Annotated in this window: 14 protein-coding genes; 4 read left to right on the top strand and 10 right to left on the bottom strand. The window is 74.0% G+C overall.

All coding sequences use genetic code 11. The annotated features are described in order from the left end of the window. Both RB614_RS30055 and RB614_RS30050 read left to right on the top strand, forming a co-directional pair. Entirely contained in the window at positions 1-1,365 is a 1,365-nt protein-coding gene (locus tag RB614_RS30055; protein WP_308716053.1) for an FtsX-like permease family protein, read from the top strand. Between the two features lie 208 nt (positions 1,366-1,573). Beyond that, on the top strand, positions 1,574-3,058 hold the full coding sequence (locus RB614_RS30050; protein WP_308716052.1) for an MFS transporter: 1,485 nt from the start codon (positions 1,574-1,576) through the stop codon (positions 3,056-3,058). Between the two features lie 384 nt (positions 3,059-3,442). On the opposite strand, the gene RB614_RS30045 is transcribed toward RB614_RS30050, so the two are convergent. The 7 genes from RB614_RS30045 to RB614_RS30015 all read right to left on the bottom strand — a co-directional run bounded on the left by RB614_RS30045 (position 3,443) and on the right by RB614_RS30015 (position 10,664). Continuing rightward, on the bottom strand, positions 3,443-4,246 hold the full coding sequence (locus tag RB614_RS30045; RefSeq protein ID WP_308716051.1) for an SDR family NAD(P)-dependent oxidoreductase: 804 nt from the start codon (positions 4,244-4,246) through the stop codon (positions 3,443-3,445). A 64-nt stretch (positions 4,247-4,310) separates the two neighbouring features. Beyond that, entirely contained in the window at positions 4,311-5,141 is an 831-nt protein-coding gene (locus tag RB614_RS30040) for an isocitrate lyase/PEP mutase family protein (protein ID WP_308716050.1), read from the bottom strand. A 117-nt stretch (positions 5,142-5,258) separates the two neighbouring features. Next, positions 5,259-6,029 carry an SRPBCC family protein gene (locus RB614_RS30035; protein ID WP_308716049.1) on the bottom strand — a complete coding sequence of 257 codons (771 nt, stop codon included), beginning with the start codon at positions 6,027-6,029 and terminating at the stop codon, positions 5,259-5,261. A 20-nt stretch (positions 6,030-6,049) separates the two neighbouring features. Beyond that, positions 6,050-6,832 carry an XdhC family protein gene (locus RB614_RS30030; protein ID WP_308716048.1) on the bottom strand — a complete coding sequence of 261 codons (783 nt, stop codon included), beginning with the start codon at positions 6,830-6,832 and terminating at the stop codon, positions 6,050-6,052. Continuing rightward, complete coding sequence (locus RB614_RS30025; protein ID WP_308716047.1) at positions 6,829-9,201, bottom strand: aerobic carbon-monoxide dehydrogenase large subunit; 2,373 nt, start codon at positions 9,199-9,201, stop codon at positions 6,829-6,831. Before RB614_RS30025 ends, RB614_RS30030 begins: the two co-directional genes overlap by 4 nt. 76 nt (positions 9,202-9,277) lie before the next feature. Beyond that, complete coding sequence (locus RB614_RS30020; protein WP_308716046.1) at positions 9,278-9,754, bottom strand: (2Fe-2S)-binding protein; 477 nt, start codon at positions 9,752-9,754, stop codon at positions 9,278-9,280. Between the two features lie 37 nt (positions 9,755-9,791). After that, complete coding sequence (locus RB614_RS30015) at positions 9,792-10,664, bottom strand: FAD binding domain-containing protein (protein ID WP_308716045.1); 873 nt, start codon at positions 10,662-10,664, stop codon at positions 9,792-9,794. A 72-nt stretch (positions 10,665-10,736) separates the two neighbouring features. On the opposite strand from RB614_RS30015, the gene RB614_RS30010 reads away from it, so the two are divergent. Continuing rightward, positions 10,737-11,678 carry a LysR family transcriptional regulator gene (locus RB614_RS30010; protein ID WP_308716044.1) on the top strand — a complete coding sequence of 314 codons (942 nt, stop codon included), beginning with the start codon at positions 10,737-10,739 and terminating at the stop codon, positions 11,676-11,678. Here the strand turns inward: RB614_RS30010 and RB614_RS30005 are convergent. Both RB614_RS30005 and RB614_RS30000 read right to left on the bottom strand, forming a co-directional pair. After that, entirely contained in the window at positions 11,665-12,954 is a 1,290-nt protein-coding gene (locus RB614_RS30005) for a hypothetical protein (protein ID WP_308716043.1), read from the bottom strand. The genes RB614_RS30010 and RB614_RS30005 overlap by 14 nt on opposite strands. Beyond that, positions 12,947-13,603, bottom strand: coding sequence for a sigma-70 family RNA polymerase sigma factor (locus RB614_RS30000; RefSeq protein ID WP_308716042.1), 657 nt, complete (start codon positions 13,601-13,603; stop codon positions 12,947-12,949). The genes RB614_RS30005 and RB614_RS30000 overlap by 8 nt, the downstream gene beginning before the upstream one ends. A gap of 288 nt (positions 13,604-13,891) precedes the next feature. Here RB614_RS30000 and RB614_RS29995 point away from each other — a divergent pair, with 288 nt between their 5' ends. Beyond that, positions 13,892-14,623: a hypothetical protein gene (locus RB614_RS29995; protein WP_308716041.1), complete on the top strand. Its 732-nt coding sequence runs from the start codon at positions 13,892-13,894 to the stop codon at positions 14,621-14,623. 39 nt (positions 14,624-14,662) lie between these two features. On the opposite strand, the gene RB614_RS29990 is transcribed toward RB614_RS29995, so the two are convergent. Further along, the coding region (locus tag RB614_RS29990) for a hypothetical protein (protein ID WP_308716040.1) at positions 14,663-15,184 on the bottom strand (522 nt) is incomplete at its 5' end.

Here is a 15,184-nt window from a genome sequence, read left to right as displayed (position 1 = left end):
ATGTTCATGCTGGCTGTGCGATCCTTGCGGCGGCGAGTGGCCGCCTTCACCGCGACCTTCCTGGCCGCGTTCCTCGGCGCGGTGCTGGTGATGGCCTTCGGCTCGCTCTCCGACACCGGCGCCGCCGAAGGGGTCGCGGAGACCGACCGGCAGACCCTCTCCACCATGTCGACCGTGGTGGGCGGGTGGAGCCTGGTCCTGGTGGCGTTCGCGGTCACCTCCACGCTGACCCTGAGCGTGCGGCAGCGGGCCACCGAGATGGCGCTGCTCAAATGCGTCGGCGCCACCCCGGCCCAGTTGCGGCGGATGGTCCTGGGCGAGGCGCTGCTGCTGGCGCTGGCCGGGGCGCTCGTGGCCATCCCGGCCGGGGCACTGACCGGGCGTGCGTTGCTGGCCCTGCTGAAGTCCACCGACCAGGTCGCGGACGGGGTGCCTTTCGCCTACGGGCCGGTCGCCCTGGGCGCCGGGATCGGCGTCACGGTGCTGGGCGCCGCCGGCGCCGCGTTCCTGACCGCGCGGCGGGTGGCGAGGATGCGGGCGGTGGCGGCGTTGGGCAGCGCGGCGGACGCGGGTACGGGCGGCGGGCGCCTGGGCAAGGGCCGGATCATCCTCAGCGCGCTGTTTCTGGCCGGCGGCGTCCAACTGGGCGTGATGGCCGCCACGGCCGGTCCCGAGGGCTTCGACTCGATGCAGTTCGCCGGCTCGGCGGACATCCTGTTTGGGATCGGGCTCGCCGGTCTCGCGCCGATGCTCGTGCGCGGGGCGAGCGCGGCGCTGGCCCGCCCGGTGCGGCGGTTCGGCGGCGCCAGCGGCTACCTGGCGGTGCTCAACCTGCGGCAACGTACCGCGCAGTTGGCGGCCGCGCTGACCCCGGTGATCCTGTTCGTCGGCATCGGCGTGGGCACACTGTGGATGCAGGCCATCCAGAACGACACCAGCGCCGGGGCGGTCCCCACGACGCAGGAGGACGCCATCGAGACGCTGAACTTCGTGGTCACCGGGATGATCGTGCTGTTCACCTGCATCATGCTGATCAACACGCTGGTCGCCGCGACCACGTACCGGCGGCGGGAGTTCGGCCAGCAACGCCTCGCCGGGGCGACCCGCCGGCAGGTGCTGGGCATGGTCGTCCTGGAGGGTGCGGTGCTGACCGTCGCCGGGCTGGTCTGCGGCACCATCGCCGCCCTGCCCACCGTGCTGCCGTTCAGCTACGCCAAGACGGACGACTGGCTGCCCGACCCGGAGTACGGCATCTGGCTCGGCACGGTGGCGGTGGCGGTGACGGTGACGATGGCCGCCCTCGTCGGCACGGCGCGGCGCACCCTCCGGACACCCGCCGTCGAGGCGGTGTCGGTGGCGTCCTGACCTGGGCCTGGCTCCCGGCCCTCGCCTCGCTCCACCGGGCGGGATCCGGGCATCCGGGCCCAGCGGGACGGTCTGCACGGCAGTGACGGTGGGTGAGTGGACATACACCACATCTGTCACAGAGAATTGATGCGCCGGGTAGTGAACCCGGTACGCAGCGTCGACGTATAGCTGAAAACATCCGCGGTTCTCTTTGGCGGGAGGAGCCGTGACAGTAGCCATCGTTCCGTTGCCGAGGCGCGTGGTGGCCCGGCGCCGGCGTGCGTTCACGCTGCTGGCGTTCGTGCAGGCCACGCTCATCTTCACGATCACCGTGGTGTCGGTGCCACTGCCCGCGATCGGTCGTGAGCTGGGGCTGGAGCGGGCGCAGCTGATCCTGGTCAGCGCCGCGTACGCGCTCTCCTTCAGCGGCCTGCTGCTCTTCGGCGGCAGGCTCGCCGACCGGTACGGCGGGCGCCGCATGCTCCTCATCGGACTGTTCGTCTTCGCCGCGACGTCGATCGCCGCCGGCTACGCGGTGGGCTACGAGATGCTGGTCGGCGCCCGGTTCGGCCAGGGCGTCGGCGCCGCGATCATCGCGCCGGCGCTGACCGCGGTGCTGCGTGGCGTCTTCGCCGACCCGGTCAGCTACCACCACGCGATGGCGAGGTGGGGCGGCATCTCGGTGCTCGGCGCCACCTCCGGCGTCGTGCTCGCCGGCATCGCCACCACGTGGGTGTCCTGGCGGTGGATGTTCGCGGTGCCGGCGCTGATCGCCACGCTCGGGCTGCTGATCGCGCCCCGCCTCGTGCCCGGCGGCGGCGTCGCCCACCATGGCCAGCGCCCCCGCCTCGACCTGCCCGCCGCCGTGCTCGCCACCGGCGGCATCACGATGCTCAGCTACGGCTTCGTGATCACCGACCAGTACCCGTGGTCCTCGCCCCAGGTCACCGGCCCGCTGGTGGGCGGCCTGGCGCTGGTGCTCGCGTTCGTGCTGGTGGAGCTCCGCGGCAACACGCCGCTGCTGCCCCTCTCCTTCCTGGCCAACTCGCGCCGCGTGATCGCCCTGCTCGCCATCGGGCTCGCCGCCGCCGGCTCGTCGATCATCTGCCTGCTCCTCGGCCTGTACCTGCAACAGGTGCGCGGCTGGACCACGCTGCACACCTCGCTCGCCTTCGTGCCGTACGCGGTCTCGCTGATCGTCATGGGCCGGATCGGGCGGCGCCCCATCGAGCGGTACGGCGCGCCGGCCGTCGTCGCCACCGGCCTCGCGCTGTCGGCGGCGGGCTTCCTGCACCTGTCCGGCCTCGACCCGGCCACCACCTACCTGACCGGCCTGCTGCCCGGCCTCGTGCTGGTACCGGCCGGCGTGGCGCTCGCGTTCGCCGGCTCGACGGTGCTGGCCATGGCCGACGTGCGGCCGCGGCAGGCGGGGCTGGCCGGCGGCCTGATGAACACGTTCATGGAGATCGGCCCCACCCTCGGCGTCGCCCTGCTGATGGCCGTGGCCGCCGCCCGCAGCACCCACGTCGGCGGCGCCGACGCGGCCGCCGCCACGACCAGCGGCTACGCCTGGGCGTTCGGCGCCGCGGGGCTGGCGTTCGCGCTGCTCGCGGTGGTGGCGCTGGCGACCGAGCAGCCCGACCCGGCGACCGAGCCGGCCCGCGACGAGGCCGACCCCGACTACGCCTGGCGGGCCCGCGCCGCCGCCTAGCGCGCCTTCAAGAGGAAGATTCGAGCGACCGCGACGTCCGCGGTGGTCCGGACCGTCGCGCGGGGTGCATTCCCGCGGCCTCACCCTTCGCGGTGGGACGACTCCGGCTTGCGGCCGGAGTCGCGCTTTCGCACGCGCCGGGCCGCTGTGCCGACCCGCGCCGCCCTCGGTCTGGCGCCGGCGCCGACCTTCGCGGCAGATCGTGGTACATGGGTGCCCCGATAGGGGCACTGAAATACCACGATCGCCCGGTCACGGGGCGAAGGGGCCGCATGGCATTCCACATCAGTGCGGTGGCCACTGACCCTTGCCGGCTTCGCCGGGCCCGGGGTGACCAGCGGCCGAAGGCCGCCGGTCACCCGGTGAACGTTGGTGGCCACCGCACTAGCGCTCTTCGGGGTCGAGGCCGCGGGCGGCGCGGCCGCCGTCGACCGGGACGACGGCGCCGGTGATGAAGCTGGCCTGGTCCGACAGCAGGTGGGCGACCGTGGCCGCCACCTCCTCGGGGCGCCCCACCCGGCCCAGCGGGTGCAGCCGCCGCATCTCCGCGCCGATCCGGGTGGCGCCGGCCGGGCCGGCGTCGGCGAGGTAGGCGTCGTAGCGCTCGGTGGCGAACGAGCCGAGCGCCACCGCGTTCACCCGGATGCCGTGCCGGCCGTACTCCACGGCGAGTGCCCGGGTCAGCCCCTCGACCGCGGCCTTCGCCGTCGCGTACGGCAGCGCGCCCGGCACCGGCCGCTGGGCCTGGTGGGAGGAGACGTTGACGATCGCGCCCGGCGTACCGGCGGCGAGGAAATGCTTGACCGCCGCGGCGCAGCCGGCCACCGCCAGGCCGAGGTTGAGCGTGACGAGGTCGAGCACCTCGCGGGCCGGGGCGTTGTGCAGGGACGCGTCGCGGAAGACGGCGGCATTGTTGACCCAGCCGGCCAGCGGCGCCGCCGACGCGGCGAGGTCCGCGGCGCGGGCGGCCACCTCCTCGTCGCCGGCGTCGCCGGTCACGGTGAGCAGGCGGTGTGGCCGGCGCTCCCCGGGCCACCCGACCTCCACGTCGACGTCGGCGTGGCCGTGCGGCAGCGGCTCGCGCCAGTCGGCGTCGACCCCGACGACCGGGCCGTCGTGCAGGAGGCGTTCGGCGATGGCGCGGCCGATGCCGCGGGCGGCGCCGGTGACCACATAGGACCGGTTCACCGGAACGGGTCCGCGTGCGCCGGGCCCAGCGCCCGGTGGCTGCCTTTCGCCCCCGTGACGACGATCATTCCTGGAGCTTACCGAGGAGCCCGTTCATCCGGCCGTAGTCCAGGTCGCTCGCCAAGGAGTCGTACGTGCCGGTGGTGAGCACCTCGCGCATGCCCCGAGCGGCATGGGCATAAGCGGACAGCGCGATCGCCGCTCCGACGCTCACCCGGACCACGCCGAGCTTGGCCAGGTCGGGCACGGTGGGGGAGCCGGGGCCGGCCATGATGTTGAGCGGCGCGTCGATGCCGGCGGCGAGCGCGGCGATCGTCTCCGGGTCGGCCACACCCGGCACGAAGATCCCGTCGGCGCCGGCCGCGAGGTACGCCGCGGCGCGATCCAGCGTCACCCCCAGGCGGGTCGCCGGGTCGCCCACCGCGCGCAGGTAGACGTCCGTGCGGGCGTTCACGAAGAGGGGTACGCCGGCGGCGGTGGCCGCCTCCCGCGCGGCCGCGATCCGCTCGACCTGCTCCCCGGTGTCGCGCAGGCCCGCTCCGTCGCCGTCCTCGAGGTTGATGCCGCTGGCGCCCGCGCCGGCGATCGCGCGAACGGTCTGCGCGACACCGGCCGGATCCGGCGCGTAGCCGCCCTCGACGTCCGCGGTGACCGGCACGGCCACGGCGGCCACGACCCGGGCGACGAGGCCGGCGGCGAGGTCCCGGCCGAGGTGGTCGCCGTCCGGCGCGCCGAGGCTCCACGCGACGCCCGCGCTGGTGGTGGCGACCGCGGCCGCGCCGGCGTCCTCGGCGAGGCGGGCGGTGGCGGCGTCCCAGGCGTTCGGGAGGACGAGGAGGCTGCCCGGGGCGTGCAGCGCGCGGAAGGCGGTCGTCTTGTCGAGGTGGCTCGTCATGCCTCCACCCCACCAGCCGGTGCCGCCGATGTCTGGCCGTTTTCGGACATGAACCCCGGCCGGGCCGCCCCCCCCGGCCCTGCGTCCGTCCCGGGTGGATCCGCGCACCGCCGCGGGTCAGGTGAGCCAGACGATCAGGACGATCACGACCGCTATCGCGACCAGGACCGGGATCAGGCGGATCAGCACCGGCGCGGCCGCCGCGCGGAGCAGGTCGACCGGGGCGGGCTCGCCGGCCGCCGGGACGTCGTCGGCGCCCGCCTCGTGCCCGGGGGCGGGGCCGCCGGCCCCGGCGGGGCCGGCGGCCGAGGGGCCACCGCCGGAGGAGCCGGCGCCGGCGCCGGCTCCGGCGGGCCCGGCACCCGAAGGGCCGGGGCCAGCGCCGTTGGCGGCAGCGGCGGTGGGACCGCCGGCGGCGGTGGAGGGGGCCGCGGTCGACGAGGCGTCTGCCAGGACGGTCTCCCGGAGCTGGGCCACGAACTGGTCCAGCAGCTTGCCGCTGACCTGCGCGATCGCCCCGCGCCCGAACTGCGCCAGCGGCCCGGCCACGGTCAGGTCGGTCACCACCGTGACCCGGGTGCTGTCGCCCTCGCCGGCCAGGTCGGCCGTCACCACCGCGGACGCGCGGCCGGTGCCGCCGCTCTGCTTGCCGTTCGCCTCGATGACGGCGTGGTGGCGTCCGGCGTCGCGTTCCCGGAAGCGGGCCACGCCGGCGTACTGGGCGACGACCGGGCCGACCTTGACCTTCACGGTGCCGTGGTAGTCGTCGCCGTCCACTTCGGTCAGCTTGGCGCCGGGCATGCAGGGGGCGATCCGCTCGATGTCGGTCAGGACGGCCCATGCCTCGTCCACCGGGCGTGGTACGACGAACTCGTTGTCCAGGCGCACTTCTACTCCAAGATGGGCAGCTACTCCGAGACGGGCAGCGGGGACAAGACGGGCAGCAGGGAAGCGGAGGGCGGTACCACGGGCGGTGGGGGAGCGGCCCGGGGGCGGCTCGCCACGATCTCAGCGAGGATGGAGAGGGCGACCTCCGGGGCGGTACGGGCGCCGATGTCCAGCCCCGCCGGGGAGTGCACCGCGGCGGCATCGACGTCCAAAGAGGACAGTACCGCCGAGCCGCGGCGCCGGCTGGCGACCAGCGCCACGTACGGGACGCCGGCCCGCAGCGCCGCCGCCAGCACCGGCTCCTCGTCGTGGCCGTGCGAGGCGACCACCACCGCGGCCGCGTCCGGCGGGATCGGCGCGGCGGGGTCGGTGACGGCGTCCACCTGGTAGCCCAGCGGCCCGCCGAGCGCGACCAGCGCCCGCGCGACCGGGGCGTCGCCGAGCACGTGCACCAGCGGCGGCGGGAGCATCGGCTCCATGAAGATGTCGAGCGCCCCGCCGGACAGGCACGGGTTGGCGACCGTGACCGAGCCCTCGTCCTCCACGTCGGCGCCCGCCGACGGCGTGATCCGCAGCAGCGTCGACTCGCCGGTCGCGAGCAGGCGCAGCCCCAGCGAGCACACCGTCGCCTCGGCGCAGGTACCGCCGACGAACCCGTCGAGCGTGCCGTCCGCCAGCACCAGCGCGGAGTCGCCCGCCTTGGCGCTGGTCGGGCGCTGGGCGCGCACCACCGTCGCCAGCACGAACGGCGTCCGCCGGGCCCGCAGGTCCGAGGCGCGCAGCAGCAGGTCGGACGGGATCATGTGATCGCCAGGTCCGTGCGGATCGGCCGCCCCTGGATCGCCCGCCACACGTGCGCCGGCGTGAGGGGCATGTCGGCGTGCCGTACACCGTAGGGTTTGAGGGCGTCCAGGACCGCGTTGACGACGGCGGCCGGGCTGCCGACGGTGGCCGACTCACCGACTCCCTTGGCACCGATCGGGTGGTGCGGCGAGGGAGTGACGGTCTCGCCGAGTTCCCACGACGGGCATTCCATCGCGGTGGGGAGCAGGTAGTCCATAAAGGACGCGCCGAGGCAGTTGCCGTCCTCGTCGAAGGCGATCAGCTCCATCAGCGCCATCCCGATCCCGTCCGCGAGGCCGCCGTGCACCTGCCCCTCGACGATCATCGGGTTGATCCGTACGCCGCAGTCGTCGACCGCCACGAACCGCCGCACCTTCACCTGCCCGGTGCCGGGGTCGACGTCGACCACGCAGACGTACGCGCCGAACGGGAACGTCAGGTTGGGCGGGTTGTACACGGTGGTCGCGTCCAGGTGCCCCTCGACGCCCTCGGGCAGTTCGAGGCTGGAGTGGGAGGCGAGCGCGATCTCCTGGATGGTGCGCCCCTGCGACTGGTCGCCGCGCACGTACCAGCGGCCCTTCTCCCACTCCAGGTCGCCGGGGTCGACCTCGAGCATCGCGGAGGCGACCTGCCGGGCCCGCTCGCGGACCTTGCGGGCGACGACGGCGGTGGCCGCGCCGGAGACCGGGGTGGAGCGGGAGCCGTACGTGCCGAGGCCGAACGGGGTCTGGTCGGTGTCGCCGTGCACCACCTCGACGTCGTCCGGCGGGATGCCCAGCTCCTCGGCGACGATCTGCGCGTACGTGGTCTCGTGCCCCTGCCCCTGCGACTGCACCGAGATGCGCAGCACCGCCTTGCCGGTCGGGTGCACCCGAAGCTCGGCGCCGTCGGCCATGCCGAGGCCGAGGATGTCCATGTGCTTGCGCGGCCCGGCGCCGACCGCCTCGGTGAAGAAGCTGATGCCGATGCCCATGAGCGGCCCGCCCGGGGGGCGCGCGGCCTGCTCGGCCCGGAGTTCGGCGTACCCCGCCATGTCGAGAGCGAGCTGGAGGGCGCGCGGGTAGTCGCCGGAGTCGTACTCCCACCCGGTGGGGCTGGGGTAGGGGAACTGCTCGGGGCGGAGCAGGTTCTTCATCCGCAGCTCGGCGGGGTCCATCTCCAGCTCGTACGCGAGGACGTCGACCATCCGCTCGACCAGGTACGCCGCCTCGGTGATCCGGAACGAGCAGGCGTACGCCACCCCGCCCGGCGCCTTGTTGGTGTAGACGCCGGTGACCGCGCAGTGTGCGGCCTCCATGTCGTACGAGCCGGTGAAGACGTGGAAGAAGCCGGCCGGGAACTTGGTCGGCTGGGCGGTGCCGTTGAACGCCCCGTGGTCCGCGATCACCTTCACCCGCAGGGCGCGGATCTTGCCGTCACGGGTCGCGGCCACCTCGCCGCGCATGTGGAAGTCGCGGGCGAAGCCGGTGCTCATCAGGTTTTCCGAGCGGTCCTCCATCCACTTGACCGGCTTGCCGGTGACGATCGAGCCGACGACCGCGCAGACGTACCCGGGGTAGATGGGGACCTTGTTGCCGAAGCCGCCGCCGACGTCCGGCGAGATGACCCGGATCTTGTGCTCGGGCAGGCCGGCCACCAGCGCGTACACCGTGCGGTGGGCGTGCGGTGCCTGCGTGTTGCACCACATCGTGAGCTTGCCGGTGACCGCGTCGAAGTCGGCGACCGCGCCGCACGTCTCCAGCGGCGCGGGGTGGACGCGCGGGTAGAGCACATCCTGCGCGACCACCACCTCCGCCGACGCGAACACCGCGTCGGTGGCCGCCTCGTCGCCCGCCCCCCAGTCGAAGATGTGGTTGTCGGTCTGCCCGTCCTTGTCGTCCCGGATCACGGGGGCGCCCGGGTCGAGCGCGCGGCGAGCGTCCACCACCGCGGGCAGCGGCTCGTACTCCACATCGATCAACTCGAGGGCGTCGCGAGCCGCGTAGCGGTCCTCGGCGACCACGAACGCCACCTCCTGGCCCTGGAAGCGGACCTTGTCGGTGGCGAGTACCGCCTGGGTGTCCTGCGAGAGCGTCGGCATCCAGGCGAGCTTGAGTCCGTCCAGGGTCTGCCCTGTGATCACGGCCTTCACCCGCGGGTGGGCCTGCGCGGCGGCCGTGTCGATCGAGACGATCCGCGCGTGCGCGAACGGGCTGCGCAGCACCGCGCCGTGCAGCATGCCGGGCAGGTTGACGTCGTCGACGTACGTGCCGCGCCCGCGCACGAACCGCGCGTCCTCCTTGCGGTGCATCCGCCCGAAGCCGATCGGAGGCTGCTCCACAGTGGTCATGACCGTCCTCGCTTCGCTGCGGGCGGCCATGAGCTCACCAAAGGACTGTGGCCAATGATTCGCTCGCTTCGCTCACTCATGACGCGCTCACCTCCGTGCCGCGGGAAGCGGCCCAGCGAACGGAACGGACGATGTTTTCGTAGCCGGTGCAGCGGCACGACTGGCCGGAGATCGCCTCGCGGATCTCGTCCTCGGACGGGTCCGGGTTGTGGTCGAGCAGCCAGCGGGCGGTCATCATCATGCCCGGCGTGCAGAAGCCGCACTGCAGCCCGTGGCACCGCACGAAGCCCTCCTGCACCGGGTCGAGCGCCGCCCCGTCGGCGAGCCCCTCGACGGTGCGGACCGTGTGGCCGTCGGCCATCACGGCGAGCACGGTGCACGACTTGACCGGCGTGCCGTCGAGCCAGACCACGCAGACGCCGCAGTTGGAGGTGTCGCAGCCCCAGTGGGTGCCGGTGAGGCCGAGCTTGTCCCGCAGGAAGTGGACCAGCAGCAGGCGCGGCTCCACGTCGGCGGTGTGCTCGTCGCCGTTGACGGTGACGGTGATCTGCATCAGGCCCTCCCAGCCCTAGGTCGGCGCGGCCGCCGGCTCACGCCACGCCTCGCGCCCGCGCCACGGCCCGGCGCAGCGCGCGGACCGTCAGCTCGCCGGCCAGGTGCTTCTTGTAGTCGGCCGGGCCGCGCTGGTCGGCGACCGGCTCGCACCGCTCGGCGGCGATCCGACCCGCCTCGACCAGGACCGAGTCGGTCGCGGCCGACCCGCGCAGGAACTCCTCGGCCGCCGGCGCGTGGAAGTGCGCCGCCCCGACCGCGGTCAGCCCGATGCCGGCGTCGGCGATCGTGTCGCCGGCCAGCCACACGGCGGCTCCGGCGGCGGCCACGGCCCAGTCGCCGACCCGCCGCTCCACCTTCTCGTACGCCGAGCCGCCACCCGGTCGGACCGGCACCACGACCTCGACGAGCAGCTCGCCCGGGGCGACCACCGTCTCGTACGGCCCGGTGTGGAACTCCCGCACCGGCACCCGGCGCACGCCGTCCGGGCCGCGGACCACCGCCGCCGCGTCGACCGCCGCGAACGCCGCCGACAGGTCCTCGGACGGGTCGGCCTGGCAGAGCGAGCCGCCGACCGTGCCGCGGTTGCGCACGACCGGGTCGGCGATCACCCGTTCGGCGTCGTGGAAGATCGGGTAGTGCTCGCCCACCAGCGGCGAGGCGAGCAGGTCCGCGTGGCGGGTCATGGCGCCGACGGCCAGCACGTCGCCGTCGAGCCGGACGTACGCCAGCTCCTCGAGGTCGTTGATGTCCACGAGCGCCTCGGGCCGGGCGAGCCGCAGCTTCATCATCGGGATGAGGCTGTGCCCACCGGCCACCACGCGCGCCTCGCTGCCCCACTTGGCCAGCAGCGCGAGGGCGTGGTCCACACTGGTCGCCCGCTCGTACTCGAAATGCGCCGGCACCTGCATGGGGCCCATCGTCGTGACGATTGTGAGAAGCTGGCAATGCCGCGATAACCGAATGGTTAAGGGGTGGCCGCGATGACCCTCACCCAGCTCGGGGTGTTCGTGCTCGTCGCGCGGCTGCGCTCGGTGCGGGCGGCGGCCGACGTGCTCGGGGTCAGCGAGCCGGCGGTGTCCCGCTCGCTCGCCGCACTCCGCCAGCACCTCGGCGACCAGCTCGTCGTCCGCGACGGCAACGAGATGACCCTGACCGAGGGGGGCAACCGCCTCTTCGGCATCGCCTCGCAGATGGTCGCGCTCGGCGCCGAGGCCGAGGCGGCGGTCCGCGCGGCCCAGGGCGCGGCGGCCCAGCTGCGGCTGCTGGTGACCAGCACGATCGCCGAGTTCATCGCGGCGCCGCTGGTCGAGGCGTTCGGCAAGCGGTGGAGCGGCCAGATCGAGACCTCCTCCGGCGTCGCCAACGCGGCCGAGATGCGCGTCCTCCTGCCCAACCGCCTCGCCGACGTCGCGCTCGGCCCCGACCTGAGCGGCGACCCCGCGCTCGCCTCGGAGCCGGTGCTCCGCTACCGCCTCGTCGTGGTCGGCCCGCCCCGCCACCGCCCGGCCGGCCCGCCAAGCCGCTGGCCGTGGCTGGTCGACCCGACCGGCACCGACCCGGACAGCGAGACCGGGCGGCTGCTGCGCGCGTTCCGCGTACCCGAGGGTCGGATCCAGGTTTTTCCCAACCAGACCGCGGCGTGGTCGGCGGCGGCCGACGGCGCCGGTGTGGCACCGGCCGTCTCGACGCTGGTCAGCCGCGAGCTGCGGCGCGGCGAGCTCTCCGTCGTGGAGACCGAGCGGACGCCGGTGCAGGCCTGCTGGCACGTGACGACGCTCGCGCCGGACCGGCGGCCGGACGCGGCCCGGCGGCTGCGCAACTTCCTCGGCACACCGGACGCGATGCAGCTGATGTGCGCGCCGGGCGCGGGCGTGCCACCGTCGCGCTTCCGCCCGCCGGTGTACGTGACTATCTGGAGCTGATCGTCACCAGCACCGCGCCGCCCGCGTCGACCACCTCGAGCCGGTCGATCGCCGCACGCTCCACAGTGGTGCTTCCGAGCCCGGTGAAGGCGTCCTGCCCGGCCGCCATCCGCCAGCGCAGCGCCGTCCGCGCCGCGCCGTCCGCGGTGACCACCCGGAGCAGGCAGTCGCGCGGCCCCGGGAGCGCGGTCACGCTGAGCGACACGTCCAGGCCCGCCGCGGTGCGGCTGAGCCGCACCTCCGCCGCCGCGCCGGTCGCCGGGTCGCGCCCCGCGAGGCGCTCACCCGCCGCGCCCCCACCCGGGTCGCTCTTGATCGTGTCGGGCCTCGTCGCCGCCGGTGCCGGCTTCGTCTTTTCCTTGGTACGCGCGGGAAGCGCCCCGGTCGTCGCAGGCGTGACCCCCGGCGGTGGCGGGGATGGTGGCGCGGGCGCCGTGGCCGGCGACGCGCCGGTGGCCGGGGGAGCGGCGGCGGTGGTGGACGTGCCGGCGGCCGCGGCCGTGCCGGGCGCCTTGGCCGGCGCCGCGGCGACCGAGGCCCCGGGACCGGTCACGCTGGACCGCGCCACGATCGTGACCAGGCTGACCATCATCACCACGGTCACCGCCGCCGCGACGAGCACGAGCCGCCGCACGACGGCGCCGCTGCCCTTCCGCCGGCGCCGCACGGGTCCGCGCCGGCGCTCCGCTTGCGCGTGCCTCTCCTCCGCTCCGCGGTCTTGCTGTGCGCGCTGCGCTTCGCGGTCTTGCCGCGTGTGCTCCGCTTCGTGGTCCTCGCGTGTGTGCTCTGCTTCGCGGTCTTCCCGCGCGCGCTCCGCTTCGCGGTCTTCCCGTGCGGCGCGAGCCGGTCCGGGCGGCGGGCGGAAGCGGTCGTCGAGCTCGTTCCAGGCGCGCAGGTGCGGGCGGCGGCGCCGCTCGCGCGCGGGCTCGCGCTGGCGCGGAAAGAGCGGTATCACCGCCCCGGGCGGATGCGGCGGGATCCGGCGCACCCACCCGCGCTCGGCGTCGGCTAGCAGCGCCGCGGCGCCGCTCTGGCCGAAGAGCGTGGCCGCGTCGTTCAGTCCGAACAGCGCCGCCGCGTCGCTCTGGCCGAAGAGTGTCGCCGCGTCCACCTGCCCGAGCAGTTCGATCAGCGGGGCCAGGCCCTCCAGCGTCCGCAGGCAGTGGGCGCACGTGATCAGGTGCCGCTCGTAGGCGTGGCGTTCCTCCGCCTCGAGCAGTCCCAACGCGTACGCGCCCACGTCCGGGTGGACGCAGGGGCCTGGCCGGTCAGGCATCGACGGTCCCGCTCCCCATCAGCACCTTCTGGAGCGCGCGGAGCGCGAAGAACAGCCGCCACTTCACCGTCTCCGGCGGCAGTCCCAGGTCGTCGGCGACGTTTCGCACCCCGCGGCCCTTGAAGTACGCCTCGACGAGGATCTCCCGGTCCGGCCCGGGCAGCGAGCGGAGCCCGTCCAGCACCATCATCCGCTGCATCGCCGGCTCGACGTCGGCCGCGTACACGTCGGGCGGCTCGTCGTCGTAGCGCCGCTCCCGGCCGTACGGCTCCCGCCGGTACTGGTCCCGCTCGTACGGGTCGCCGCGGATGTCGTCCACGATCCGGCGGGCGATGCTGATCAGCCAGGGACGCAGCGACGGCGCCGCCACGCCGACCTGGTCCACGTCGCGCCAGGCGGTCAGCAGCGTCTCCCGCACCACGTCCTCGGCCATCCGGCGGTCGCCGTTGGTCAGGCTCAGCGCGATCATGAACAGCGGTTCGGCGTGCTCGTCGTACAGGCTGCGCAGCAGTCCACCCTCGGCCCGGTGGATGCCGGTGCGATGACTCTGCCTGTCGACGAGCGTGCGGCCGGCCGGACCGTGCACCGAGCGGGAGTGCCGCCCACGGCCGGTGACCGGCCGCGCCTCTAGGTGGCGCGGCGGTGACATGAGAGCTTCTCCACGAGGTCCCCCAACCAGTCGTGATCGTTGTCGCACCCGGGTACGGCGCTGATCTGCCGGTTGGATCGACGGTCCGGCGGAATTAAGGATCTCTTAAGGCGGATCGATGAACCTCATCGTTTCGTGGCGCGTCTCCGACTCCTTGACCGGTCATCCCCCTCCCCGCCCGCCGCCGTCCTCCTGGCCCTGGCCCTCGCGGCGTCTCCCGCTCTCGCCGCGTCTCCCGCTCTCGCCGCGTCTCCCGCTCATGGCGCGTCCGCCGCTCGCGGGGCGCCGGTGGCACTCGCCACGTCCGCCGCTCGTGGCGCGGCCCCGGTCGTTGCCGGGTCCTCGGCCCTTGCCGGGTCCTCGGCCCTTGCCGCGGCCCCGGCGCGCGGGGCGGCGCCGGCCGCTGTCGCGTCCTCGACGACGGTCACGCCGGCCGGTCACGGTTTCACCGCCACACCGGCGCCGGGCAGCACGGCCGACTTCCAGGTCGGCTCGGTGACGGTCACCTGCAACACGTCCGCGACCAGCGGCGCCGTCCCCGCCGAGCCGGACAACCACAGCCCCGACGGCCCGGTGACGGTCGGGGTGAGCCCGCCGACGTTCGACAACGACGGCGGCGCCTGCCCGACCGGCGTCTTCCTCACCACCGCCACGACCACCATCACCGGCGACTGGACAATCGGCCTCCAGTTCGACCCGGCCGGCTCCACCGGCACCCTCACCATCCCGGCCGGGGGCGTCACCACCCAGATCTCCGGCCTCGCCTCCTGCACGGTCCTGGTCGCGCCGGACGCCCCCGCGGCGATCACCGGCCCGCTGCTGGACGGCGGCGCGGACACCCCGCCGCGGCTCGACTTCTCCGCCGGTATCGACGTCCCGATCCGCGTGACCGGCGGCTTCGGCTGCCCGACGGCCGCGACCAGCGCGCTGTTCCGCGCCACCTACGAGATCGCCGACACCACCGACCCGACCCAGCAGCTTGCCATCACAGCCCGACCGGTAGCGGCGGGCCACGCCTAGATCCTTGGGTTTGGGAATCTGAACACGGGAGTCAGGTTTTCAGGCCGCGGTTTTTAGTCGTGTGCGGGTGATGTAGTCCTCGACGTGCTGGTCGATGGTGGCTAGGGCGTGGCGGAGGGTGGGTGGGGCTTGAGGCTGGTCGGCGGCGGTGAGTGGTCGTAGGAGTCGGTTGTGGAGTTTGGTGTAGAAGATCGCTAGGCGTTGCCCGTCGGGGGTCAGGGTGTAGGTGTGGGTGTGTTCGATCCGGTGGATTAGGCCGTTGGCGCGTCGCCGGCGTAGGTCGTAGGTCATCTGGCTGGTGCTGTAGCTGGTGCCGAGCAGCCGGGCGGTCAAGGCGCGAAGGCTGTTGTTGGTGATGCCGGTGACGGCGAACAGGTTCAGGCATAGGGCGCCGGTCAGGGCCATGACCGGCGGGTCGCCGAAGCGAAGCGCTGGGGCCCTCTTGCCGTCCTCGGTGAGGGTGGGTTGGGCGACCCGCTCGATGGCTGGGCTCGCCAGGACACAGCCCTGACCGACCCGGATAGTGTCCAACAGTCGGCGGTTGACGTCACGGGCCTTGAC

It is taken from the genome of Phytohabitans maris, assembly GCF_031085175.1.
Lineage (GTDB): Bacteria > Actinomycetota > Actinomycetes > Mycobacteriales > Micromonosporaceae > Phytohabitans > Phytohabitans maris.
The sequence above is the reverse complement of the archived record's forward strand: the minus strand, read 5'-3'. Positions and strand labels throughout refer to the sequence as shown.